Annotated in this window: 18 protein-coding genes; all 18 read left to right on the forward strand. The window is 48.8% G+C overall.

What is annotated here, in order from left to right:
- The first annotated feature begins 1 nt into the window (after nt 1).
- The 18 genes from JNUCC31_RS15725 (at nt 2) to JNUCC31_RS15810 (ending at nt 26,164) form a co-directional block, all read left to right on the forward strand.
- Nucleotides 2–799, forward strand: coding sequence for a TPM domain-containing protein (locus JNUCC31_RS15725; protein WP_416234439.1), 798 nt, complete (start codon nt 2–4; stop codon nt 797–799).
- Between the two features lie 75 nt (nt 800–874).
- Nucleotides 875–1,891: an SPFH domain-containing protein gene (locus JNUCC31_RS15730; RefSeq protein WP_192272450.1), complete on the forward strand. Its 1,017-nt coding sequence runs from the start codon at nt 875–877 to the stop codon at nt 1,889–1,891.
- A 201-nt stretch (nt 1,892–2,092) separates the two neighbouring features.
- Nucleotides 2,093–2,317, forward strand: coding sequence for a DUF896 domain-containing protein (locus tag JNUCC31_RS15735; RefSeq protein WP_192273048.1), 225 nt, complete (start codon nt 2,093–2,095; stop codon nt 2,315–2,317).
- A gap of 133 nt (nt 2,318–2,450) precedes the next feature.
- Entirely contained in the window at nt 2,451–3,410 is a 960-nt protein-coding gene (locus JNUCC31_RS15740) for a ring-cleaving dioxygenase (protein ID WP_192272452.1), read from the forward strand.
- 110 nt (nt 3,411–3,520) lie between these two features.
- Nucleotides 3,521–4,609 (forward strand): low temperature requirement protein A, encoded by a 1,089-nt coding sequence (locus JNUCC31_RS15745; RefSeq protein WP_192272454.1) that lies wholly within the window; start codon nt 3,521–3,523, stop codon nt 4,607–4,609.
- A 223-nt stretch (nt 4,610–4,832) separates the two neighbouring features.
- Nucleotides 4,833–7,619 carry a glycoside hydrolase family 3 C-terminal domain-containing protein gene (locus JNUCC31_RS15750; RefSeq protein ID WP_192272456.1) on the forward strand — a complete coding sequence of 929 codons (2,787 nt, stop codon included), beginning with the start codon at nt 4,833–4,835 and terminating at the stop codon, nt 7,617–7,619.
- A 101-nt stretch (nt 7,620–7,720) separates the two neighbouring features.
- Nucleotides 7,721–7,909, forward strand: a complete 189-nt coding sequence (locus tag JNUCC31_RS15755; protein ID WP_024629467.1) for a hypothetical protein — start codon at nt 7,721–7,723, stop codon at nt 7,907–7,909.
- A gap of 184 nt (nt 7,910–8,093) precedes the next feature.
- Nucleotides 8,094–8,354: a hypothetical protein gene (locus tag JNUCC31_RS15760; protein WP_192272459.1), complete on the forward strand. Its 261-nt coding sequence runs from the start codon at nt 8,094–8,096 to the stop codon at nt 8,352–8,354.
- Between the two features lie 173 nt (nt 8,355–8,527).
- The gene (locus tag JNUCC31_RS15765) at nt 8,528–9,913 is read left to right on the forward strand and encodes an alpha-L-fucosidase (RefSeq protein WP_416234440.1); all 1,386 of its coding nucleotides are present in this window, start codon (nt 8,528–8,530) and stop codon (nt 9,911–9,913) included.
- A gap of 327 nt (nt 9,914–10,240) precedes the next feature.
- Entirely contained in the window at nt 10,241–11,107 is an 867-nt protein-coding gene (locus tag JNUCC31_RS15770; protein ID WP_192272460.1) for a sugar phosphate isomerase/epimerase family protein, read from the forward strand.
- Between the two features lie 260 nt (nt 11,108–11,367).
- A complete protein-coding gene (locus tag JNUCC31_RS15775) occupies nt 11,368–12,426 on the forward strand; it encodes a Gfo/Idh/MocA family protein (protein WP_192272462.1) in 1,059 nt (352 codons plus the stop codon).
- A gap of 365 nt (nt 12,427–12,791) precedes the next feature.
- Nucleotides 12,792–14,204: an alpha-L-fucosidase gene (locus JNUCC31_RS15780; RefSeq protein WP_192272464.1), complete on the forward strand. Its 1,413-nt coding sequence runs from the start codon at nt 12,792–12,794 to the stop codon at nt 14,202–14,204.
- A gap of 313 nt (nt 14,205–14,517) precedes the next feature.
- Complete coding sequence (locus JNUCC31_RS15785; RefSeq protein ID WP_192272466.1) at nt 14,518–15,498, forward strand: ABC transporter permease; 981 nt, start codon at nt 14,518–14,520, stop codon at nt 15,496–15,498.
- A gap of 15 nt (nt 15,499–15,513) precedes the next feature.
- Complete coding sequence (locus JNUCC31_RS15790) at nt 15,514–16,422, forward strand: carbohydrate ABC transporter permease (RefSeq protein WP_094938511.1); 909 nt, start codon at nt 15,514–15,516, stop codon at nt 16,420–16,422.
- A gap of 128 nt (nt 16,423–16,550) precedes the next feature.
- Nucleotides 16,551–18,188 carry a type 2 periplasmic-binding domain-containing protein gene (locus JNUCC31_RS15795; RefSeq protein WP_192272468.1) on the forward strand — a complete coding sequence of 546 codons (1,638 nt, stop codon included), beginning with the start codon at nt 16,551–16,553 and terminating at the stop codon, nt 18,186–18,188.
- 199 nt (nt 18,189–18,387) lie between these two features.
- Nucleotides 18,388–20,610 carry a helix-turn-helix domain-containing protein gene (locus tag JNUCC31_RS15800; RefSeq protein ID WP_192272470.1) on the forward strand — a complete coding sequence of 741 codons (2,223 nt, stop codon included), beginning with the start codon at nt 18,388–18,390 and terminating at the stop codon, nt 20,608–20,610.
- A 119-nt stretch (nt 20,611–20,729) separates the two neighbouring features.
- On the forward strand, nt 20,730–23,042 hold the full coding sequence (locus JNUCC31_RS15805) for a glycoside hydrolase family 3 N-terminal domain-containing protein (RefSeq protein ID WP_192272472.1): 2,313 nt from the start codon (nt 20,730–20,732) through the stop codon (nt 23,040–23,042).
- The gene (locus tag JNUCC31_RS15810) at nt 23,039–26,164 is read left to right on the forward strand and encodes an alpha-mannosidase (RefSeq protein WP_192272474.1); all 3,126 of its coding nucleotides are present in this window, start codon (nt 23,039–23,041) and stop codon (nt 26,162–26,164) included. Before JNUCC31_RS15805 ends, JNUCC31_RS15810 begins: the two co-directional genes overlap by 4 nt.
- Nucleotides 26,165–26,200 lie beyond the last annotated feature (36 nt).

A 26,200-nucleotide genomic window follows, 5' to 3' on the forward strand; every position in this document is an offset into this window, starting at 1 on the left:
AATAAGAAAACATTTGGCATGGATGGCAACACTTATTTTATTTGGAATCACTCTCGTGTCTCCATTGATTTCAATGTCAGTGGCATCGGCAGCCGACAGCAAAAACCTGATTTACGATGAAGCTAATCTGCTGAACGAGCAGGAGAGAAGTGAACTGAATGCACTGGCGAATGAGTATGGGGCGGAGAGGCAGACGGATTTCGTTATTCTAACAACGAATAATACGGAGAATCAGGATGTACAGCTGATGACCGAGGATTTCTATGATGAGCACGCTCTGGGGTATGATAAAGCGCATGGAAATGCGGTTATTCTGACGATGGATATGTATAATCGGGATGTTTATCTGGCTGGATTCTATAAAGCCGAAGATTATCTGGACAATGGTCGGCTGCAATCAATCCGAAGCAAGATTACATCTGAATTATCTAATGGGGATTATAAGCTCGCTTTTGAGAAGTATATTAAGCTTTCCTACAAATACATGGGGTATGAACCTGGTGTAAACCCGAACAATATTTTATTTAATGGCTGGTTCCAATTGGGGGCGTCTGTAGTGATCGGAGGCATTGCTGTTGGGATTATGGCTTACCGTTCTGGCGGACGTGTGACGGTCAACCGGGCGACCTACGAGGATTCGAATACTTCCAGCGTAATCGATCGTCAGGATCGATATGTTCGCACAACCGTAACCAAACGCAAAATTGAGAAGAACAACAATAATGGTGGCGGAGGCGGCGGGGGAGGAGGCACCAGCCGAGGCGGCCATACGCACAGTGGTAGTAGAGGATCTTTTTAGAAGAGTGAATCAATACAAGCGAGCTTAGGGCATATGATGCGCAAAATGCTTACTATAGAAGGGATGGGAACAGGTATGGGATTTTTCAAAAATCAATTTTCGAATGTGGTGGAATGGGAAGAGTTCAGAGATGACATGATTTTCTGGAAGTGGAGTAATCGGGAGATCAAGAAGGCAAGTAAACTGATTATCCGTTCAGGACAGGATGCCATTTTCCTGAATAACGGTAAGGTGGAAGGGATTTTCGAGGATGAGGGCTCGTTTAATATCGATTCCGAGATCATTCCGTTTCTGTCTACCTTAAAAGGCTTCAAATTCGGATTCAACAGCGGCATGCGAGTCGAGGTGCTGTTTGTGAATACGAAGGAATTTACCGTTCGGTGGGGTACACAAAGCCCGGTATTGATTCCGACGCCTCAACTTCCAGGTGGGATGCCGATTCGTGCGAATGGCACGTTTAATTTTAAAGTGAGTGACTATGTCACATTGATCGATAAAATTGCGGGTATTAAGCAGAGCTATCTGGTCGAGGATGTCAAAATCCGGATTACGTCTGTGCTGGATCAGCTGCTGATGAAGTGGATTAGCCGTGAGGGTAAGGACATGTTTAACCTGCAGGCGAATGCTTCGGATATTGCGAAAGGCATTCAGGAAGATCTGGATATGCAAATGATGGACATCGGGATCGGAATCACAGGTTTCCAGGTGATGAGTTTTAATTATCCGCAGGAGATCCAGGATATGATTACGAAGACGGCTTCACATGAAATGATCGGCAATTTGCAAAAATATCAACAGGTCAGCATGACTGACGGCATCTCATCCGGTAAAGTTAAGGGCGGCGGGGCTGCTTCGGATATGGCGGGCATGATGATGGGAATGAACATGGCAAATGAAATGATGAAGAACATGAATCCGAACCAGAACAGTCAGAACCAGAATTCGGATCAAAAGCCTGCGGCAAATCAAAACGGCGATGCAGGTTCATCATCTTCCTCAGGAGACACCAAAAAGCCGAACTTCTGTCCGAACTGCGGGGCTAAGAATGAAGGCGCAAATTTCTGTCCTAACTGTGGTCAAAAACTGGCTTAATGCACTGAAATACAGGAAGGCTTGCTCAGAGGTGCACTACTTTTGAGTGAGCCTTTTTTTGTATTTGATTTTTATATGGGATAAAAGGTTGACAACCGATCATAAATGATTTATCTTTAAATTAAGATATTAAATATAGAGATAAAACACACCAAGAATATCAAATATCTTAATTCCGATTTACGAGGAGAGATCAAGATGATGATCCCAACATTGACCAGAATCAATGAACTTTCAAGAAAAGCCAAAGCTGCAGGGTTGACGGAGATGGAGAAAGCGGAGCAAATTCGTCTGCGCCAGGAATATCTGCAAACCTTTCGCGGTTCGATCAATGATATTCTGCTGAATGTGACCATCTATGATCCGAACGGCGACGATGTTACTCCAGATCGATTGAAAGAGGAGCAGGCTAAAGCAGAACAATAATTAATGTATTTCGATTAAATATCTTAATATAGAGATAATATTCAACCACTATAAACATATACAAAATGTCTATGCGACATCACTCAACTACAAACCACACAAAATTGTTCGTTAAACCAAGGAGGAAATTACGATGACTATTCAAACTGCAGGTATTCACCATATTACAGCTTTTGCGGGAGATCCGCAGGCCAATGTCGACTTTTATGCTGGAGTTCTGGGACTTCGTCTTGTGAAAAAAACGATCAACTTTGATGCACCTGATGTATACCATCTGTATTTTGGGGATGAGAACGGAAGCCCGGGCACCATCATTACATTCTTTCCATCAGCCGGATCACCGCGAGGAAAAATCGGTGGCGGTCAGGTCGGCATTACCTCATATGTGATTCCGCCTGGGACTATTGGCTTCTGGCAGAATCGCCTGGAACAGTATAACATTGAGGTAACCAAAACCAATCGTTTTAACGAAGAGCTGCTGCAGTTCGAAGACAGCGAGGGTTTGCGTCTTGAACTGGTTGAACGTGAAGAGGGCGCTGCGAGCACCTGGGTTCATGAAGGCATTCCCGCGGACAAAGCCATCAAAGGATTCGGAGGCGCCGTGCTGTTCAGCGTCAATCCGCAAAGAACGATGGATGCGCTGGATAAAATACTCGGATTCACCAAAGTAGATGAAGACGAGGAGTATGTACGATTCCGGTCCTTCGGAGATATCGGTAATGTTGTGGATGTTCCTGTCACCCGGATGGCTCTGGGCGTTGGTGGAGCAGGGACGGTCCACCATATCGCGTGGCGTGCCAAAGATTTTGCAGAGCATGAACAATGGAGAGAGGCTGTACAACAGTATGGCTATCAGCCGACCCCGGTTCGGGACCGCCAATATTTTAACGCCATCTATTTCAGAGAAGCTGGTGGTATCCTGTTCGAAATTGCTACCGATCCTCCTGGATTCACGAAAGATGAGCCCGCGGAGTCGCTTGGACAAAAACTCATGCTGCCGGAATGGTTTGAACCATACCGTGCCCAAATCGAAGGCAATTTGCAGCCGATCCAGGTAAGAACGCTTGTGCCTGCAACAGCAGCGATGGAGTAAGGTGGATGGCGCTCAGAGCTTTTACTCTGGGCGCGTCATCAAGCCAGCGGGTAGGTAAGCGTACAGGCAATAGGTATCGTATTATGAGGAAAATAAAGGAGCATTGAAGGATGATGGAGAAAAAGGTTACCTGGCTGGAGCTGTTCTATGATTTGCTTTTTGTAGCCGCAGTCTCCAAAGCGGGACATGTTCTGCTGCATGCCGAACATGGCGTGATTTCGTTTGAATATCTGATGAAATTTGTGTTGATTTTCATTCCTGTTTGGTGGGCATGGGTCGGTCAGACCCTATTCATTAACCGTTATGGTCAGGATATCCTGAGCCATCGAATATTTCTCATCCTTCAACTCCTGTCTGTTCTGGTGATGACAGCAAGCCTCTCGACTCATTTTGATCAATATTACCTGTCATTCTTCATCGGGTATATCGGATCGAGGGCGTTTACGGCCATTCAGTACCTGACCGTCCATAAATCCAAAAGTACACATCAACAACATGCTGCCCGTTACCTGGGCACCTGTTTCATCATTGGTATATTGATTTCATCGGGTTCTCTGTTTTTCGATTCCTGGCTGCGCTACGTGATTTTGTATGCGGGGATCGCTGTGGATATCGTACTTCCGTTGATTGGACGCAAAAATCTGGTGAAAGTGCCGGTTCAGACACATCACTTGCTGGAGCGTTTCGCACTCTTTACACTCATCCTGCTGGGTGAATCGGTGATTAGTATTATCGCTGTGCTGCAAGCAGACCATTGGGATATGAAGTCTATCCTGTTTGCCGTTTTCACTTCTATATTTGTCATTGCTATGTGGTGGCAGTACTTCGAGAATGTAGAGAAAAAGGTAAGCAAAGAGATTCAGACTGCGGGGCAAGCGATTATTTATGGTCATCTGTTTATCTACATATCCATGAGCATGATCGCCGCTTCGATCCAGTTGTTGTATCAGAACCAACTGAACTATGTGTTCATGATCGGGTTTATGTTTGGATCAGTGCTGCTGTATTTCTTGTCGACCTCACTTGTGTTCCATCGCTACAGACATGCCCATATGCGACTCCGTCCGCTTCACTTGGCGATTATGCTGGGATTGCTGGCTGCGTTCGTTCTTGTGGATCTCATCTACCAGGTGCCTAATTATGCCATTGTGGGAGAGAACATGGTGTTCTTCCTTGTCTATGCCAAACTAACGACCTGATGCATGGGTCGAAAAAGAATAAAAGTCACGAACGGATAACGTTTGTGGCTTTTTGGGCTGGATATTTGTAAAATGCATACTCATCACATAAAAAAACGTTTAACCTGATTTATTTTCTGTTATAGAATCTGTTAATATGAGACTAGATCCAAGTGAATCTACCAGATGAACGAATATCCATAGCGATTCGTGGGGATGGAGATGACAATCAGGAGGGAAAACTTTGAGCACACATCAAATCGGAGTTCCATTGGAAGGGTTTGCAGAGTTTAGCCGCACGGTTGCCGCAGAAGGCGCAGTGCTTTTGAAGAACGAAGGACAGGCTCTTCCAATTCAAAAAAACGAAAACGTTTCAGTGTTTGGACGGATTCAAGTCAATTATTATCGCAGTGGCACAGGCTCAGGTGGTAGCGTTCATGTGGCGTATACAACCAATTTGCTGGATGGCATGCGTAGCAAGAAGGGATTTACGGTCAATGAAGAGCTGGCAGCTGTCTATGAAAAGTGGATTGAAGAAAACCCATTTGATGATGGCGGAAAAGTGTGGGCGGCAGAGCCGTGGAATCAGAAGGAGATGCCTTTAACGGATGAATTGGTATCCCAGGCCAGAACGAAATCCAGCAAAGCGATCGTGGTTATTGGACGCACAGCAGGTGAGGATCAGGATAACGTCGATGCGCCAGGCAGCTATCAATTGACGGAAGATGAGAAAGCGATGCTGAAGCAGGTCACGAACCATTTTGAACAAACGATCGTGGTGCTGAATGTATCGAACATTATGGACATGAGCTGGTTGAATGATGAAAGTTATGTTCATCCGATCCAAAGTGTCATCTACTCGTGGCATGGCGGTATGGAGGGTGGTAATGCGATTGCTGATGTACTGGCCGGAGACGTTACACCAAGTGGTAAATTAACCGATACGATTGCGTATTCCATTGAAGATTATCCTTCCACGAGCAATTACGGGAATGAGTTCAAGAACCTTTATCAAGAAGATATCTACGTAGGCTATCGTTATTTCGAAACGTTTCGACCTGAAAAAGTACAATTTGAATTTGGATATGGCCTGTCCTATACCACATTCACAACCAAGGCTGAGGACGCAAAATGGATCTCACAAGATGGAGAAAACATCATTAAGGTGAATGTAACCGTAACCAATACGGGGACAACCTATGCGGGTAAAGAAGTAGTGCAGGTCTATTATGAAGCCCCACAAGGCCAATTAGGAAAACCGGCGAAAGCCCTGGTGGCATTCGGCAAAACCAATCTGCTTCAGCCAGGTGAGTCTCAGCGTCTGACCGTGAGCTTCACTGTGAATTCCATGGCATCCTATGATGATGCTGGCGTAACGGGCCATGCATCGGCGTATGTGCTGGAGGCAGGAACGTACCGCATATACGTGGGAACCAGTGTCAAAAATGTGGAACACGTCAGCATTGATGGCCAGGATGGCTATGTAATAGAAACGATTCAACTCGTGGAGCAGCTCCAGGAGGCCATGGCACCAACAGAAAGCTTTACGAGAATGAAGCCGGGAGCGCGTAAGGAAGATGGTTCGTATGAGCTGATCTTTGCCGATGTACCAACGCGCCAAGTATCTATGGCTGAACGGATTGAACAATGCCTGCCGCAAACGCTGGAACAGACCGGCAATCAGGGCTACAAGCTGAGAGACGTGAAGGATGGCAAAGTCAGCCTGGAAGCTTTTATCGCCCAACTGAGCGATCAGGATCTGGCGGCAATCGTGAGAGGCGAAGGTATGAGCAGCCCACTCGTTACATCGGGTACAGCTTCCGCATTTGGCGGCGTGAGCGACAGTCTGTTTAACTACGGAATCCCTGTTGCTTGTACCGCAGATGGCCCGTCCGGTATTCGTATGGACAGCGGGGAGAAAGCGACACAAGTCTCCATTGGAACATTGCTGGCGGCAACATGGAATGCAGAGCTTGTCGAAGAGCTGTATGTGATGGAAGGTCAGGAATTGCTGAGAAATCAGGTGGATGCACTTCTCGGGCCTGGATTGAATATTCGCCGCAGCCCGCTGAACGGACGTAACTTTGAGTATTTCTCGGAAGACCCGTTGATTTCTGGTGTATTTGCTGCGGCTTGCACAAAAGGGATTATGAAGGGTGGCTCTAATGCCACGCTGAAACACTTCTCTTGCAACAATCAGGAGAAACATCGCAGTAAAGTGGATGCGGTTGTGTCCGAGCGCGCACTGCGTGAGATCTATCTGAAAGGATTCGAGATTGCCGTGAAACAAGGCGGTGCGAATTCAATCATGACGTCCTACAATCCGATCAACGGACATTGGGCGGCATCCAACTACGATATGAACACCACGATTCTTCGCGGAGAATGGGGCTTCCAGGGGATCGTGATGACGGACTGGTGGGCAATCATGAACGATGGCGTCGAAGGTGGACCAGCAGACCGGAAAAACACCAATTGGATGGTTCGTGCCCAAAACGATCTGTACATGGTTGTACCTAACTATGGTGCGGAAATCAACGGCTGGGATGACAATACGATCGAATCTCTGGAAAATGGGACGTTGACACGTGGAGAGCTTCAGCGCTCCGCCATGAATATTTGTGAGTTCATCATGAATGCGCCTGTCTTCTCCAGAAAACATGAGATTGTAGAGAATGTCGCTTCATTCCAAGCCAATGCTTCACTTTCCACAGAACAGGCGCAAGTCCTGGCTGACAATGCGCAGATCAAACCCGTTGTGGGCGAACCCGTCTACATGAAAGTGGACGAAGCAAGCCAATACCGGATAATTGTACAGATCATGTCTCCTGAGCCGGAACTGGCTCAAAGTGCTTGTAATGTGATTCTCAATGATCAATTGATGACGACCATTCAAACCAATGGTACCGAGGGCAAATGGATCAGACAGAAACTTGTCAAAGTAGAATTGGAGGCAGGATTGTACGAATTGAAGCTGGACTTCACCAAACCGGGTCTGCAGATCGACTGGATCGAATTTAAACAAGTGTAATGCATGATGGTCTGATATGTTGTAACTGAACATGACGACTGTTATGATTGTGTTATGAGATCCGGAATTTCTGAACAATCAGGTCAGGAGTGTTGCTAAGGATGAGAAGGTACAATTTTTGGAGTCCCATTCTGCTGATTGCGGTCGCGCTGATTGTGAGAGGCCTGGTTACCAATCTGGGCGTTCTGTTCGGCATGTCGCATGATGCAGCAAGTAATATCGCGATTGTAGCCATGTTGATTGCTGCACTGATCATGTTTAATCGAATGACTAAGGCAAAGCGTAAATAATCGTATAGATACAAAATATGAATCAAGCGAGAGACACCCTTAGGGGTGTCTCTTTTTGCGTATTGACGTTTTAATCACAACGTCTTAGACTGGTTATGAATAAAAGAATAACATTTATAAAATAACAAAAATAACAAAAAAATTGTGACTCAATGCCAATCATTTTCCGAAAGGAGGCCCACTCATGAAGATTATGGCGGACAAACAATATGTCTTTCAGGAAGGTCAGCCGTTTCAGAGCAGTCATGCGTCTATAGTTGCGATGTTGCCAATTGGAGAGGTTGAGGCGGCGCGGTTTGCAGGCACGCATGAGAAGGCAAGTGATGTGGCGATCGGGATGTTGCGAAAGCAGGGAGGGGCATGTGCGGTTCCGCCGAGATTGGCAGTGTATACGTGGAAAAGGAATCGAATTGCTTTCGGGAAGCTGACTGTCAACGACAGATGAACATAATCAAGGACCGCTGGAGATGATGTGCTCTGTCGGTCCTTTATGGCATTTGTCGGACTAATCTCGGCAGAAAACCGGCATGAGAGGAGAAAAATCCAGTGAATACAACCGATTGGGTGAAGACGGCGGCACAGGTTGTGCCATCGGAGCGCCAGTTGAAGTGGCAGCAGATGGAGTTCTATGCATTTATTCATTTTACCGTGAATACGTTTACAGATCAGGAATGGGGCATGGGGAATGAAGATCCCGCTATCTTTAACCCTTCCGATCTGAGTGCCCGGCAATGGGTTCAGGCGTGCAAGTCTGCCGAGATGACAGGATTGATTCTTACGTGCAAGCATCATGACGGGTTTTGTTTATGGCCAAGCGAGTACACGGATCATACGGTTGCTGCCAGCCCATGGCGTAATGGTACAGGTGATCTGGTGAAAGAAGTTGCCGATGCATGCAGGGAAGGCGGGTTGAAGTTCGGCGTCTATCTGTCGCCGTGGGACCGGCATGAAGCATCCTACGGGGATTCGGAGCGATATAACGAGTTTTTCATGAATCAGCTGCGTGAACTGCTAACCCAGTATGGTGAACTTTTCTGCGTGTGGTTCGATGGGGCATGTGGAGAGGGGCCGAATGGTAAAAGGCAGGTCTATGACTGGGAGGCCTATTATGCAATCATTCGCGAGTTGCAGCCAGAGGCGGTGATCTCGGTATGCGGCCCGGATGTTCGCTGGTGTGGCAATGAGGCAGGGCATACCCGGGCTTCTGAATGGAGCGTTGTACCTGCTTACTTGCAGGATAACGAGAAGATCCAGGAGCAATCCCAGCAGGTGGATGATGGCGAGTTTGCCAGCAGAATTAATACACAGGATGCAGATTTGGGGAGTCGGAATGTGATCCGGCAGCATGAGGGCAAGCTCATCTGGTATCCAGCAGAAGTGAATACATCCATCCGTCCGGGTTGGTTCTATCATGCCAGCGAGGATGATCAGGTTAAATCGCTGGAGGAACTGCTTAGCATCTATGATGGAGCGGTTGGGGGCAACGCCAACTTTCTGCTTAATCTTCCGCCAGACCCACGCGGCCTCATTCACGAACAGGATGCTGAGCGGCTGGCACAGCTCGGAGACGTTTTGCGGAGCACTTATCGGCAAAGTCTGGCTGTAGGTGCCCGGATTCGGGCATCAGTGACAAGGAATGAGGAACATGTGGCTTCCCATGTATTGCGAGAGGAAGCCGATACGTTCTGGTGCCCCTCTGAAGGGACAGAACAGGCCTGGCTGGAGGTGGAGCTGCCGGAGGAGAGGCTGTTCGACCGAGTGGTTCTCATGGAACATATCCGTTCAGGTCAACGAATTGAGCGTTTTACGCTGGAGGCAAAGGGTGAGAGTGGTGATTGGCAGGAGCTGTATTGCGGGACGGTTGTTGGTCACAAACGAATCTGTCGTTTCGATGCCCTCACCGCCAAAACCATTCGTATAACCATTCATGAATCCAGATGGTATCCTACATTGTCCCGGCTGGGTGTATATCTAAGCAAACAGAAGGAGGAGCCTAAAAGATGACCTGTCTTCGTTGCCATATGTGAACGGGACAGACAGGAGCGGAAGGCTGCCTTCGTAAATGGTTTTAGTGTTAGGCCGTTATTGGGAATAAAGGTCCTTAGGTTACATTGGATGTGCCTGCGCTGCTTCTTTGCCAAGGCGAAATTGAAATTGTGATATTTGAGTTGCATGGAACTGGTGACCGGACCGTAACATTTGTAGATAAGCCAGTTTTGGATTCATCCCATGGAAAATAGAGTAGTGAACGATTATTGGGAATTGAATGATCTGGTGCAAAAAGGTATACGTAAGGTAGAGCCACACACCAGCAGGAGAGGATGAGAGGATATGAAAGTAGGACTCAGCACATACAGTCTGCAACAGGTACTGAATAGCAAAGAAATGACTGTACCGGATGCCATCCGCTACATCGCCGAGCAGGGCGGAGAACATGTGGAGATTGTTCCAATGGGGTACAGCCTGATCGACCAACCGGAATTAATTGACCAGATTCGAGAGGCTGCGCAAGACGTGGGGATTGACATCTCCAATTATGCAATTGGTGCCAACTTTGTTACAGGGGAAGGCCCGGATGCACTTGAACATGAGATCGCCGCTGTCATGAAGCATGTGGATGTCGCTGCAGCTCTTGGGGTGACAAGAATGCGTCATGATGTCGCGTTTCGTCCTGCAGAGGAGGGGACCGTTGCCCAATTTGAGGCCGACCTGCCTGTTCTGGTGAAGGCTTGCCAGCGAATTGCCGATTACGCAGCGAGTCACGGAATTACCACAAGTGTGGAGAACCATGGTTACTATGTGCAGTCCAGCGAACGAATCCGGCGGTTGGTGCATGAGACGGCTCGGGAAAATTTCAGGACAACGCTGGATATCGGCAACTTCCTGTGTGTAGATGAAGACCCGGTTAGCGCTGTGAAAAACAACATTCCTTATGCATCCATGGTGCACGCCAAAGATTTCTATCGGAGACCCTCTTACCGTAATCCCGGGGAGGGATGGTTCCAGACCTCACACGGCAATTACCTGCGGGGTGCAATTGTGGGACACGGCGATATTGACATGCCAGAAGTATTCCGTGTGTTGAAGCAGTCCGGCTATGACGGATATATCTCTGTAGAATTCGAGGGCATGGAAAATTGCAAAACTGCATCCCGCATCGCGATGGATAACGTCCGCCGCTTCTGGGAGGAAGCATAAGCAGCGACTGCATTACTTTATAAGTGGAATCAATTTTCATATGTAAGGCTGAAGTAACAGAGGGGAAGTTTGGAACTGTAGGAGCGGTAGCGCCCGCCTTTGTCTGCGGATTTCAACTGCTGAGAGCGGTTGATACAAGAAATCTGTAGACAACAGCGGCCGAAAGTCCAAACATTCACCGTAGTTACGTTAAGCCGATACCATATGTTTTGAATTAACTGATATGACCATCATTCATCAGATTATGGAGGGGAAATTCCATGTCCAAACTTAAAGTTGCCGTTGTCGGCGCGGGATCGATATCCGATTTTCATTTACAAGCTTATGCCAGCAATCCCGAAGTTGAAATATACGCCATATGTGACCTGAATGAAGCTCGTGCCCAGGAAGCAGCGAAAAAATATAACGCTACTCATGTATTCACAGACTATAAGGAGCTTCTGGCACTGCCTGAAATCCATTCGATCAGCGTCTGTACCTGGAATGACACACACGCCGAGATTAGCATTGCTGCTCTGGATGCGGGTAAAAACGTACTTTGCGAGAAGCCGCTCTGTCAAACGGTAGAAGAAGCGCTGGAGGTAGAGAAGGCTGTTCACCGCACTGGGAAGCTGCTTCAAGTTGGCTTTGTACGCCGTTATAGCGACAATGCGCAAATCCTGAAGAAGTTCATTGATGAAGGCGAGCTGGGAGAGATCTATTATGCCAAGGCATCCTGTCTGCGGCGTTTGGGCAATCCGGGTGGCTGGTTTGCAGATGTTGAGCGTTCTGGCGGCGGCCCGTTGATCGATATCGGCGTACACATTATTGATATCTCCTGGTACCTGATGGGCAAACCGAAGGTGAAAACCGTCTCTGCGAATGTCTCCAATCGATTGGGTAACCGTGCCAATATCCGTAATCTGTCGTTCTACCAGGCGGCCGACTATGATGCGAACAAAAACACCGTGGAGGATATGGCCAACGCATTGATTCGCTTCGAGAACGGGGCAAGCCTGCTGGTGGATGTAAGTTTCACGCTGCACGCCAAGCAGGATGAAACTTCGGTCAGACTCTATGGCGATAAAGGTGGAGCTGAACTGGAACCGGAAATCTCACTCATTGGCGAGAAATTCGATACCATCTTAAATATGACACCACAGGTCGACTTCAAATCCCTTGATTTTGCAGGTTCTTTCCGTAATGAAGTCAATCATTTTATCGACAGTACCCAAGGGCGCAAAGAGACGCTTAGTCCCGTTGAAGATGGCGTTGAAATCATGAAAATCCTCTGTGCCATCTACGAGTCGGCACGTGAAGGACGCGAAATTTCACTGTAGACAGGGTGTTGTAATACGAAAGTCGCAACTCCATTCGAAGTAGTGATGTCTAACAAGTCTTTACTTGTTGAACTAACCATTGTTCCAAAACGAAGTTCAGAATCTATCTGAAGAATGCACTGCATTCGAAGTGATAGGGCTTATATTTCTCTACATGTTGAACTGAACGTTTAAGCCAAAACGGAGAGTGCAGAACCAATCTGGAGAAGCGAAGCGCTCGCCTTTATCCCCGGATTACCACCATTTATAGTGTGAAATCAGAGAAATCCGGGGATAAGAGCGATCGGAAGATGGTACTGCAATCGGAGTGACAGGGCTTAACCTGTGGGGTTTATCTTATATCCAATCCGAAGGAGATGAACGGGATGAGCGAAACCAAAGAATCAGTGCTGGAACAGGAAGAGCAGGTCGTGGAAGCCGGTGTTCACAATTTTAGCAAAGAAGAGGAATGGGTGCAGCCTGAGGATCCGTTGCTGAATGAACGCCTGGAGTGGTTCAAGGATCAGAAGCTGGGGTTGATGATGCACTGGGGGCCCTATTCCCAGCTTGGACTCGTGGAGTCCTGGGCGCTAAGTGATGAAGATGGTGATTGGTCGCGCAATGATATCGACTGGACTGACGACATGGAGCATTTCAAGCGGGAATACTTTGATCTCAACAAAACGTTCAATCCGATTCGCTTTCAGCCGGAGGAATGGGCACAGATGGCCGCGGACAACGGGTTCAAATATTTCCTGTTCACTACCAAACATCATGATGGATTCTGCATGTGGGATACACACACAACCGATTATCGTATCACAGGCAAGGATACTCCTTTTCACACCCATAAGTATGCAGATATTTGCCGGGCGCTTTTTGACGCTTTTCGTGCCAAGGGTCTCGGCATCTCGGCTTACTTCTCCAAAGCAGACTGGCATACGCCATATTACTGGACACCTGGCATGGAGCGTGGAAGTCATATGTGGCGCGGGCCATCCTATGATCCGAAAGAGTACCCGTGGCTGTGGGAAAAATTCGTCGAGTTCACGCATGAGCAGATCATGGAGCTGCTGACCAACTACGGACGGATCGAGTGTCTATGGCTGGATGCAGGCTGGGTGCGTGAAGGGCGCCATGGTCAGGATATCCGACTGGGCGAGGTAGTGGAGCGTGCGCGTCAGACCACACAGCCGTGGCTCCTGGCAGCCGATCGCACGGTAGGCGGGCCGTATGAGAATATCGTAACCCCGGAACAGACCATCCCGGAACATCCCATGAATATTCCTTGGGAGAGTTGTATCACGGTAGGGAATTCCTTTGCGTTTGGATTTGATGATCAATATAAGCCGGCAAGACAACTGGCACATATTCTGCTTGAGGTAGTATCCAAAGGCGGTAATCTCGCACTGAATGTCGGGCCGCAACCGGATGGACGTCTTCCAAATGGGGCAGTTCAGAGCATTAAAGCCCTTGGAGAATGGCTTGGTACCCACGGTGAGGGCATTTACGCCACACGAATTTGCGGACCATACTACACTGGAGAGTGGGCTTTCACACGTAAGGAAGATATCAACGTTACATATGCCTTCCGTCTGTACAGAAATGAGAACGAGGTGGTACAACCACAGCTGGTCATTCCATATGTGGAAAAAGTAGAGCGGATCGAACTCGTCGGCACAGATGGTGTACTGTCGTTCCAACGGACGGAAGATGGACTTGCTGTAGAGCTGCCGCAAACAGCAGTTACAGAATTAGCACCTATCACACTTACGTTCAGATTGTTCACAAACCAATAAGTTCACAATCCAAATCCCGGGAGACATCTATAGTCTTCCGGGATTTTTTGGTATGGTGATTTTCACAAAATACATAGTTTAAAGTACGATTTCCCCTTGTCTGGCAAGGGTTTTGGGAATAAGGAGAGGTGAGAGAAAATTGCGAATTGATAAAAGAACACCACTCAAGGTACTATCGATCTAAGAAAGCGTTACCTGACATTAATACTCACATGTAAAGCGTTGGAACAAAAGAATGGACCAAAGAAAAGGATGTTTAAGGGATGTAAATGTAATGTATTATTACACTTAAGGTGTAGAAGGGGTGACGCGAATGAGTCGAGCTACGGAAAGCATACCTGCACCGGTGGAGCTCCAACAATTAAGGAATGATGTAGAACCCAAGAGGCAGCATCCATTTATCAAAAGCCTCAAGAAGCATTGGGAGCTCTATCTGCTCGTGCTGCCTCCCGTATTGTATCTGTTGATCTTCAAGTACATTCCGATGGTCGGTGTACAGATTGCATTCAAAGACTTCAGTGTCGTAAAAGGAATCTGGGGAAGCCCGTGGGTTGGATTCAAACACTTCGAGGCTTTCTTTGAATCCCCCAACTTCTGGCTGCTGATCAAAAACACGATTGGTATCAGTTTCTACTCGTTACTCGCCGGATTTCCGATTCCGATCCTGCTGGCGCTTGCGCTGAATGAGATCCGAACGGGTTACTTTAAAAAGACCGTGCAGATGGTCACCTACGCTCCGCATTTTATCTCCACAGTCGTCATGGTATCCATTATCATTCTGATGCTCTCTCCGCATGTGGGCGTGGTAGACAAGCTATTTACCTTCCTGGGTTTTCCGATGACCAACTTCATGGGCATTCCGGAATACTTCAAATCCATCTATGTGTGGTCGGGTGTATGGCAAGGCATGGGTTATTCATCGATCATTTATATCGCGGCACTCGCTGGCGTTGATCCATCCCTTTACGAAGCAGCGAAGATGGACGGCGCTTCTAGACTTCGGAAAATTTGGCATATCGACCTTCCAACGCTCGTACCGGTTACCGTCATCATGCTGATTCTGAGTTTGGGCAGCATTATGGGCGTGGGCTTCGAAAAAATATACCTGATGCAGAATCCGCTCAACACAAGCGCTTCGGAGGTCATCTCCACGTATGTGTACAAGGTGGGTCTGATCGGGGCCAACTTCAGCTTCTCCTCGGCGGTAGGATTGTTCAACTCCGTGATCAACCTGATCCTGCTGGTTATCGTCAACGGCATTTCCCGCAAAGTATCCCAGAACAGCTTGTGGTAAAGGAGGAGCTCATCCATGTTCAACCTGTTAAATCGGAACCGGATCAAGGACCCGCTCGGTGACCGCATCTTCATGACATTCAACTATATCTTTCTGTTTGCCATACTTTTAACGGTGTTTTACCCGCTCCTGTATATCATCAGTTCTTCGTTCAGCTCCTCGCGTGCCGTTACATCCGGTCAGGTGTGGCTGTTCCCGGTAGATTTTAACATCAAGGCCTACATTTCCATTTTCAAAAGCCAACAGCTCATGCTCGGTTTCTACAACACGATCATTTATACCGTAGTAGGCACATTTATCAATGTGGCACTCACCGTCATGCTCGCGTATCCCTTGTCACGCAAGTCATTTTACGGACGGGGGGCCATCATCATTTTCATGATGATCACGATGTTCTTTGATGGCGGTCTGATTCCAACCTATCTCTTGATGAAAGACCTTCATCTGCTGGATACACGCTGGGCGATGTGGCTGCCAGGGGCGCTCGCGGTGTTCCAGGTCATTGTGGCGAGAACCTTCTTCCAGTCTTCCATCCCGGAAGAGCTTGGGGAGGCGGCGGAAATGGACGGCTGCCGGGATATCCGCTATCTGATCAGCGTGGTTCTTCCGTTATCGAAGCCGATTCTGGCGGTCATGACCCTGATGTATGCGGTAGGCCACTGGAATGCTTACTTTGATGCCCTGATCTATCTCCGATCGGAGAAGCTGTTTCCGCTGCAATATGTGCTGCGGAATCTGCTCATATTAAACGCCGCAGATCCGGCGATGTTGGCCAATACGAGCCAGCAGCTGCGGGATCAAGGGTTTGAGCAGGTGCTGAAATACGCTCTGATCGTCGTCGCAAGCATTCCGATTCTCATCATGTATCCGTTTGTGCAGAAGCATTTTGTCAAAGGGGTCATGGTTGGCTCGCTCAAAGGATGACCTTTGTAATCTGCGCCCCTTACGCCGCTTGAGAGGAGGTGGGGAACACTCCGGCTTCCGGGATCGGGTTTAACACGAGTACAGTAACCAGATGGTTATTCCGTTTTCAACAAAAAGGAGGAGTCAGATTGAAAAAATCTTGGATTTCGATGTTGTTTCTGGTCTTTGCTTCGATGGCTTTGTTGTCCGCATGCGGTTCATCCGAGGAGACGGGTAAAGGGAGCGACGGTAGCGGGGAGAGCGGTGGCCCTGTGACGATGACTTTCTTTGCCCCACAAGGTAAAGCGTCCATGGAAGAAAATGAGTTCACCAAATTTATCGAAGACAAGTTCGATGTTACCCTGAAATGGGACCTGGCTCCGACGGACGCCCTGCAAGACCGCAGACAGTTGCTGCTGGCAAGTGGCGATTATCCCGAAGTGTTCCTCCATGGCAAGTTCACCACCTCAGACCTTCAAACGTACGGAAAACAGGGCGTGTTCCTCCCGTTACAGGATCTGATCAAGCAGTACGGTCCGAATCTGACCAAGATTATGGAGGAGAAGCCGTACTTCAAGGAAGCAGTAACTGCACCTGATGGAAATATCTACGCTTTGCCTATTTTCAATGAATGTTACCACTGTACCTATGCACAGAAATACTGGATCAACACGGAATGGCTCGACAATCTGGGCCTTAAAATGCCAACTACGACGGACGAACTCTACACCGTTCTGAAGGCGTTCAAGGAACAAGACCCGAATGGCAATGGCAAAGCCGATGAGATTCCGCTCACGGGTGCACCCAACAAATACGTGTGGAACGGCAACATCGATGCCTATCTGATGAACAGCTTTATCTATAATGACAACGATAAATATCTGATCGTAAACGATGGCAAAGTTGATTTTGCTGCGAACAAGGAAGAGTGGAAAAAGGGACTGGAGTACGTGCACAAGCTGTATGCAGAAGGTCTGATTGATCCGGCTTCCTTCACACAGAACGATCAGGCGATCGGACAGCTGGGTAACAAGGAAGGCGACGAAGTGGTCGGCTCCATTACAACAGCGCTGGTCAGCTACCTCGTCAACACGTACGACAAGGATATCACCCGCCACCAGCACTGGGACATCGTGCCTCCGCTGAAAGGGCCGGATGGTGTTCAGACGACAGGTGCTACGCAAAGTGTAGGTGAGTTCGAGTTCGCTATCACCAACAAAGCGACCGAAGCACAACAGATCGCCGCGATCAAAATTGTAGATTACATGTTCAGTGAAGAAGGTGCTCTGTATGCAGAGTACGGACCGACAGAAGGGAAGGGCTGGAAGAAGGCGGATGCTGATGAGAAAAACATCAATGGCGAGCCTGCCAAATACAGCTACTATAACCTGCCTGAGCGTGACCCAAATGTTGTAGTCAACGAGAGTTGGTCGCAGATCGGAGCACATGACTTGTCCAATACGTTCCGCAACCTGTTTGCAGAAGGTCAGAATCCGCTAGAGGCTGAAGGCTACGGTACCCGACTGGCACAAGCGACCAATGTATATGAACCATATGCACCAAAAGAGGTTTATCCTGCGAACGTATTTATCCGTCCTGAAGATACAGAAACTGCTGCGCAGCTTACGACAGCCGTCAAGGATTACGTGATGACCAATATGGCTCAATTCATTATCGGCAGCAAGAGCATCGATAAGGAGTGGGACGCGTACGTAAAAGGTTTTGATGGCCTGGGGCTCAGCAATTACCTTGAGATTTACCAGCGTGCGATTGAGAAAAATCAATAAGAGTTGATGGATTCATGATTGAGGCTGTCCCGATGTTAGCACTGAAATCGGGACGGTCTTCTCCTTTTGACAACCCCACTTCATTAGATATAATTTACTGAATATTTATGGGAAAATTAGCGACCAGAAGGCGTGGTTGTTGTCATTCCAGCTTATGCAAAATGCTCATGCGTATAAACAGTGGTGGGGGGCCTCGGAGATGAACAACAGTTGGTTTAGACGTTTGCTGCTATCGTATTTGCCTGTTTTTTTTATCGTGACCACAATCCTGTTTATTATCTTCTTCCAGGTGTTCAATGAACAGAACCGAAGAGAAGCACTCAAGGCCAATGAATTTCTGGCATCACAGGTAACGCAATACCTGGACAATTCACTGCGCTCCATCGACTTCAAGGTACTGCGTGATATTTTGACCAATCCCAACCTGAAAAATTATTATTCGGTAACCGGAAGCGAGGATGTATATGCCGGAATTCAAGCGGTCCAGGTTATTGATGAATTGAAAATAGAGTATCCGCTGATTGATTCCATATATCTGGTAAGATACAACGACGATACGGTCTTCAGCAATGGTAAGGCGGTACCGATCGAGGAGTTCCCGGATGCTGCTTTTATTAAAGACAGCCGTGCAGCGGCAACGCAAAAGTGGGTGGGGGCCAGATCCTTTAAGGCATTCCCGACAGTGGAAGGAAAACAGGTGATTACACTCATTCGCGGTGTCGGAAACGGCACGGGGCTTGTGGTGGTTAACGTCGATCTGCCGACTTTGCAGAAGTCCATTATGCAGATGTATGACCCTGAGTTCACCTTCGTGAATATCTTCAATCGCTCGGGGGGCAATTTGTGGGACGGAGGAATGCAGGATGGCATTACAGCAGTTTCTCCCAAAACGGACTCCGGTGAAGTGTTCTCCGAGTTTACATCCAGCTACAGCGGCTGGAAGGTACAGACAGGCTTGAACAATGGCAAAATCGTCAAATTCACCCTGCAATTTTATAATATCTGGTTGGTGTTTGCTGTTGTTGTTGTATTGATCGGTGTCGTGTGGGTGATCTACGTTACACGAAGAAATTACAAACCCATCCAGCAGATCGTTACGTTGATAGAGACGGTGGCTTCGCAGAAACAGCCGGGCATGGGCTATACGAAGGATAACGAGTTCCGTTTTATCCAGACCACGTTGGAGCGAATGATTGATCAAACCAAACAATATCAGGAGGAGCATGAAGAGAACCTGATTTTGCAGAAAAAATATTTTTTTCAGGAGCTGCTGGAGGGCACGCGGGACTTTACTGGCAGTGAACTGACAGCGGAGATGGCAAAGTTTAAACTGCCACAGTTGGAGGACCGATGGGCTGTAATCGTTGTCGAGATTGATCAGTATTCCCGGTTCTTGGAAGAGTATCATGCTCAAGACCAATCCCTTCTGAAATTCGTGTTATCCAGCATTCTGCAAGAGAGTGCAAGGCAGGAAGGTACAGAATGTTGGGCAGAGTGGATATCGGATCAGCGGCTGTACGCGATTGTCTGGATTCCCGGGACGGAAATGGGTGAGGAAACAGAACGGAGACTGCTCTCCGGTTATCTGGACAGAGTGGGGCAGTATCTGAACTTCACCGTAACCATTGGGATTGGGAGAGTGGCCGTGGATGTTCGTGGTTTGAGAGCTTCGTTGAAGGAGGCTGTGCATGCCTTGGAGTACAAGGCTGTACTCGGCATGAACCGAATCATCTCATGCGGAGAGGTTCCGACCTCCACCAATGATGTGTATGAATTCCTGAAGACCATCTCTCTGCTGGTGCAGGCCATGCGTCTGTCAGACGAAGTCTGGGAAACGCATTTTGAACGATTGTTCGAACAGATCCGTGAATCTGTGCTTTCCCGACAGGAGATTATGAATACCGTCCAATTGCTGTTCCAGCACTATAATCGGGAGTTCGCGGAACTATCCCAGGATTATCAGGAGAGATGGGCCGCTGTATTTACACCGCTGCTTCCCAGGTTGGAAGTCTGGGAAACGTTAGATGATTTACGCGATCTGTGCTGGAAAGGCTTCCGGGAGCTGGCTCAGCAGATGCAGACGCTGCATTGTTCCAGAAAACACAGATCTCATATTCTTGAGATTCGCAAGTATATTGAACAGAACTACAACAACCCCGAGCTGTCGTTGAACTATCTAAGTGATTTATTCGATATTAATCCGAAATATTTAAGCAAGCTGTTCAAGGACGAAATTGGTGAGAAGTTCGTGGATCTTCTAATTAGTCACCGTATTGAGAAGGCGAAGCAGCTCATGCTGGAGACTGACAAGGCTATTCAGGAGATCAGTGAGGAAGTGGGGTATACGAATTATAATTCCTTCAATCGGGCGTTCAAAAATGTGGTGGGTGTGGCGCCAAGTGACTACAGAAAAGCCATGTGAGCGTGTTGAAGGACGCCATTTGACAGAAAAGTAGCCGTTCTATTTTACGGGGAATTATCAACGTTATTGCATTTACCAAGGTTGTCAGACCAAGCCGAACTCATAAGGAGAATGTGTACATGGACTATAAAGATGCTTCGCTTCCTATTCTAGAGCGGGTACAGGATTTGCTCGGTCGGATGACTACAGAGGAGAAGATTGGACAGCTGATCCAGCCAATGGGCTGGAAGACTTATGTGAAGGAAGCAGATGGCACAGTACAGGTTACAGAGGAGTTTAAAGCGGACATCGCACGGGGCGGGATTGGTTCATTGTATGGTGTGCTTCGTGCTGATCCCTGGACGGAAGTGACGCTGGAGACGGGCCTGACTCCAAGAGAGGGGGCTGTAGCCACCAATGAAATTCAGCGGTATGCCTTGGAGAACTCCCGGCTGGGAATTCCCATTTTGTTCGGGGAAGAGTGTTCTCATGGGCATATGGCCATTGGGGCAACTGTATTTCCGGTGCCACTTGCGGTAGGAAGTGCCTGGAACATGGAGTTGTACCGCAAGATGTGCGAAGCAATTGCTGCGGAGACGCGGAGCCAAGGGGGAGCGGCTACATATTCGCCTGTGCTTGATGTCGTGCGGGACCCGAGATGGGGGCGGACGGAGGAATGTTTTGCCGAAGATCCCTACCTGATCGGTGAATTGGCGGTTGAAGCGATGAAAGGCTTGCAGGGTGACCAGCTCGATTCCGACCGGACAATTGTGGCGACGCTCAAACATTTTGCGGCATATGGCAGCTCCGAGGGGGGACGCAATGCAGCCCCTGTTCATATGGGACTGCGTGAGCTCCACGAGGTGGATCTGCTGCCGTTCAAGAAAGCCGTGGAAGCCGGGGCCTGCTCTGTCATGACGGCGTATAACGAAATTGATGGTGTGCCTTGTACGTCGAGTTCGTATCTGCTGAATGATCTCCTGCGTGAGCAATGGGGATTTGATGGATTTGTCATCACTGATTTTGGTGCGATTCAGATGCTGGTCAATGGACACAACACTGCGGAGAACGGGGAGCAGGCCGTCGCTCAGTCGCTTCAGGCAGGTGTGGACATGGAAATGTCCGGGTACATGTACCGAAAGCATCTCGGGCAGGCCCTGGAGCAAGGATTAATTGGAGAGCAGGATTTGGACACAGCGGTAAAGCGGGTTCTGGAGATGAAGTTCAGATTGGGCTTATTCGAACACCCCTTCGTTGATCCCGACTTTGCAGAGCAGGTCATCGGATGTGAGGACCATATTCAGCTGGCAAGGAAAGTCGCGCAAGAGGGAGTCATTTTACTCAAAAATGAAGATAGCACGCTTCCGCTCAGCAAAACAGGTACAAAACTGGCGGTCATTGGCCCGAATGCAAACCATATCTATAACCAGCTGGGTGACTACACCTCGCCGCAGCCTAGGGGACAGATCGTCACGGTACTGGATGGCATTACACGCAAGCTTGGTGCTGACACCGAAAAGGTGTTGTACGCACCGGGCTGCCGGATCAAGGGCGATTCCAGGGAGGGCTTTGCGCAAGCACTTGCCTGTGCCGAAGAGGCTGATACCATCGTTATGGTGATGGGCGGGTCCAGCGCACGTGATTTTGGCGAAGGGACCATTGATCTGCGGACGGGGGCATCCGTTGTTACGGATGATCCATGGAACGATATGGAGTGCGGTGAGGGCATAGACCGATCGTCTCTGAGTCTGATGGGTGTTCAACTGGAACTGGTGCAGGAAGTCCTTAAGCTGGGGAAACCGGTTATTGTCGTTTATATTAACGGACGTCCCATTGCCGAACCTTGGGTTGATGAGCATGTCCATGCCATTGTGGAAGCGTGGTACCCAGGACAGGAGGGGGGCAACGCCATTGCGGATATTCTGTTCGGTGATGTGAATCCATCTGGACGTCTTACCGTCTCCATTCCCAAGCATGTAGGGCAGCTTCCAGTCTGCTACAATGCCAAACGCACCCGGGGCAAGCGGTATCTGGAGACAGATCTTGCACCGCAATATCCGTTCGGCTTTGGGTTGAGTTATACCGATTTCAAATACGAGAATGTAAGGGTAGTACCAGAAGTAATCGGGCCTGACGATGAAGCGGAAGTACAGGTAGAAATCACGAATACCGGATCGGTTGCGGGAAGTGAGGTTGTGCAATTGTATATCACGGATGTGTCGGCTTCAGTCACCCGGGCTGAAATGTCACTGAAGGGTTTTCGTAAAATCCATCTGGAGCCAGGTCAGACCCAAACCGTTACGTTCCCTGTGCAAAAAGAACACCTCGCACTGATCGACTCCCGTCTCCAGTCTGTCGTGGAACCGGGTGAATTCAGGCTAATGGTTGGCCGCAATTCTATGGACTGGACCGCCTGCAGTCTGCACATCCAGAAGGTGGAGGTGGAGGCATGATTCGAATTCAGCGATTCATCGAAGATCTGAAGCAGCGGCAATGGCTGGATACGATCGAGCTTCCAGAGTGGCAGATGCAGAGAGCCAGATACATTCGGCCAGGGGAATATGAGTATGAGCAGGCATATGAAAATGAAGATGTGCAAGCTGACAAGACAATGCAGAGTTTGAATCCGCTGAACAGCGTACATGGAACAACTTATTTTCTGAGTAAAACCGTGGAGATTCCGGCCGATTGGCATGATCAGGCTGTCGGGTTGATTTTCGAGGCCGGGGGCGAAGGGCTGCTGAAGGTGAACGGCACGCCTTATCACGGACTGGACCGTAATCATCGGTATGTACCGCTGCCCAATAGCCGTGTGGGAACTGCGCCCTTACTGGAAATTGAGCTGTATGATCCCATACCGGAACCGCATGACCCACTGAACCGACAGGCAGTCATCCAGCCGCCAATTCAGGGCATCCGAGCCGCTTTGGTTCGTGTTAATTCGCCTCTACAGAGTCTGATGTATAGCATTACGGTACTCGCCGAATCACTTCGAGCATTGCCGGAGAAAGCCATGAAGCGGACCCGTCTTGTCCGGGACATTCATCAGGTGATGGATAAGATGTACAACGAGCCGGAGCGCTGGAGTGAAGCGGTGTGGGTACAGCATTTGGAAGAATGGCTCACACAGTCGGTGCAGGAGGAAGATCCGGAAGAGTACCGGGACGGATTCATGCATCTGGTTGGGCAGTCCCATATTGATATTGCCTGGCTGTGGCCTGTGCGTGAGACTGTGCGCAAGTCCAGCCGCACCTTCTCCACGATGTGTACGTTGATGGATGAGTACCCGGAGTTTGTGTATTCGCAAAGTCAACCGCAGCTGTACGCATTCGTGAAGCAGCATTATCCTGAGCTGTACGAACGAATCAAAGCCCGAATTGCCGAAGGCCGCTGGGAACTGGTCGGTGGCATGTGGGTAGAGCCGGATCTGAATATTCCGAGTGGAGAGTCGCTGGTGCGGCAGATTTTGTACGGGCAGAACTTCTATCAGGAGGAGTTCGGCAAGCGTTCAAACATCGAGTGGCTTCCGGATACATTTGGCTACTGCGCTTCGCTGCCGCAGCTGCTCAAGCTGGCTGATATTCCTTATTTTATGACGACCAAGCTCAACTGGAATGATACCAACGTTTTCCCGTATGATCTGTTCCACTGGGTGGGTATTGACGGAACCTCAGTTCTTGCGTACCTCAATCATGGAGTGAATGAGCATACAAGGCCCAAAGATGTCGATGAGCACTGGCAGTCCTACAAGCAGAAGGATGTACATCCCGAACAAATGCTGCTTTATGGGCATGGCGATGGTGGAGGCGGGGTAACGAACGAAATGGTTGCATTCGCAGAGCGATCCCATTTCATGGTTGGGCAGCCCATCAGCAAATTTAGTACAGCTGGCGCGTTTTTCGAAGAGATTTTGAACAACAACCCTAAGCTGCCGAAATGGCATGGTGACTTATATCTGGAGCTGCACCGAGGTACCTATACAACCCATGCGCGGAACAAGCGGAGTAATCGAAAGGCGGAGGTCCTGTATCGGGAAGCGGAAATCTGGGGCCAGTTTGCCGGAGTTGAAGAAGCACAGGCGAAGAATGAACTGGATGAAGGCTGGAAGCTGATCATGCTCAACCAATTCCATGACATTATCCCGGGGACGTCCATTCCCGAAGTATACGTAACATCTGTGGAGGAGTATACGAAAGTGTTCACTCTGGGGACGTCGGTTACGGAAGGTTCTCTTGGCAGTATTGAGGAACGCGTTGCGACAGATGGATTCGAGGGTCTGCCCTATATTGTATTTAATAGCCTGGGTTGGGAGCGTGGAGAGGTTGTCACGATTACGGGTGACGAGAAACTGAGCGATTTGGCAGCGTTCGACCATCAGGGTAATCGTCTGGCGAGTGACCTTGAGGCAAATGGAGACGTGCTGACCTTGTCCGTCTATGTCCCAACCATTCCGGCTTTTGGATATACAACGTTGTGGCTACGCCAGGCTCCGGATGCCAATCTTCCTACATTGAAGCAGGATGAATCCTTCCCTTCGGTTTGGGAAACGGACTTTTACACACTTGAATTTAACGATGTGGGGGAAATCACCAGATGGTATGACAAGTCCATTCAACGGGAGTGGCTGAAACCGGGCGATAAAGCGAACGAGCTACAGTTTTTCCATGACAGGCCAACGTACTGGGATGCTTGGGATATTGATCCGCGGTTTGAATCGCAACGTGCAGGAGCGGCAGAGCTGATCTCCAGAGAAGTAGTACAGCGTGGAGTAACGCAGGACATCCTTCGATTTCACTGGAAGTTAAACGACTCGGAGATTCACCAGGATATCAATTTATATCGTCATCAGCGACGTGTTGATTTCAAGACAAAGGTAAACTGGGCTGAGAGCCATAAGCTGCTCAAAGTGGCTTTTCCCGTTGATCTGGTATCAGCGAAAGCAGCCTACGAAATTCCGTTTGGTGCGTTGGAGCGGCCAACCCATAACAACACCAGCTGGGAGCAGGCCCAGTTTGAGGTATGCGGTCACCGCTGGGCGGATATCTCCGAGGGCAACAGTGGTGTTAGCCTGCTGAACGATTGCAAATATGGATATGACATCAAGGATCAGACGATCCGTCTTTCCCTGCTCCGCGCTCCCAAATGGCCGGATGAACATGCTGACCAGGGTGAGCATGAATTCACTTATTCCCTGCTGCCGCATCAGGGAGATTGGCGGGAAGCGGGTGTGGTACGACATGCGATGGAACTAAATCACCCGGTTCGGGTTGTTGCGAGTGAGCGACACGCTGGCACATTGCCGGCAGAACATAGCTGGGTTCATTTCCATAGTGAACATGTCATTCTGGATACGATCAAGGCTTCCGAAGATGGCACGGGAACGGTACTTCGTTTCTATGAGTCATCTGGTGGAAGAGAAACGGTTCAGGTTCAATGGGCTGACGCGCGTATACAGACGTCTGTGGTCAATCTGCTGGAGGATGAAATTATGCCACTAGCTTGTCATGAAGGGAAGTTTGAGCTGACATTCAAGCCATATGAAATTCAAACCGTGAAGCTGGTTTCAGCCGATTAGACTCAGGAAACCGGATAAGAAATGACCCGAGAAAAA

This window comes from Paenibacillus sp. JNUCC-31 (assembly GCF_014844075.1).
In the GTDB taxonomy this organism is placed as follows: domain Bacteria; phylum Bacillota; class Bacilli; order Paenibacillales; family Paenibacillaceae; genus Paenibacillus.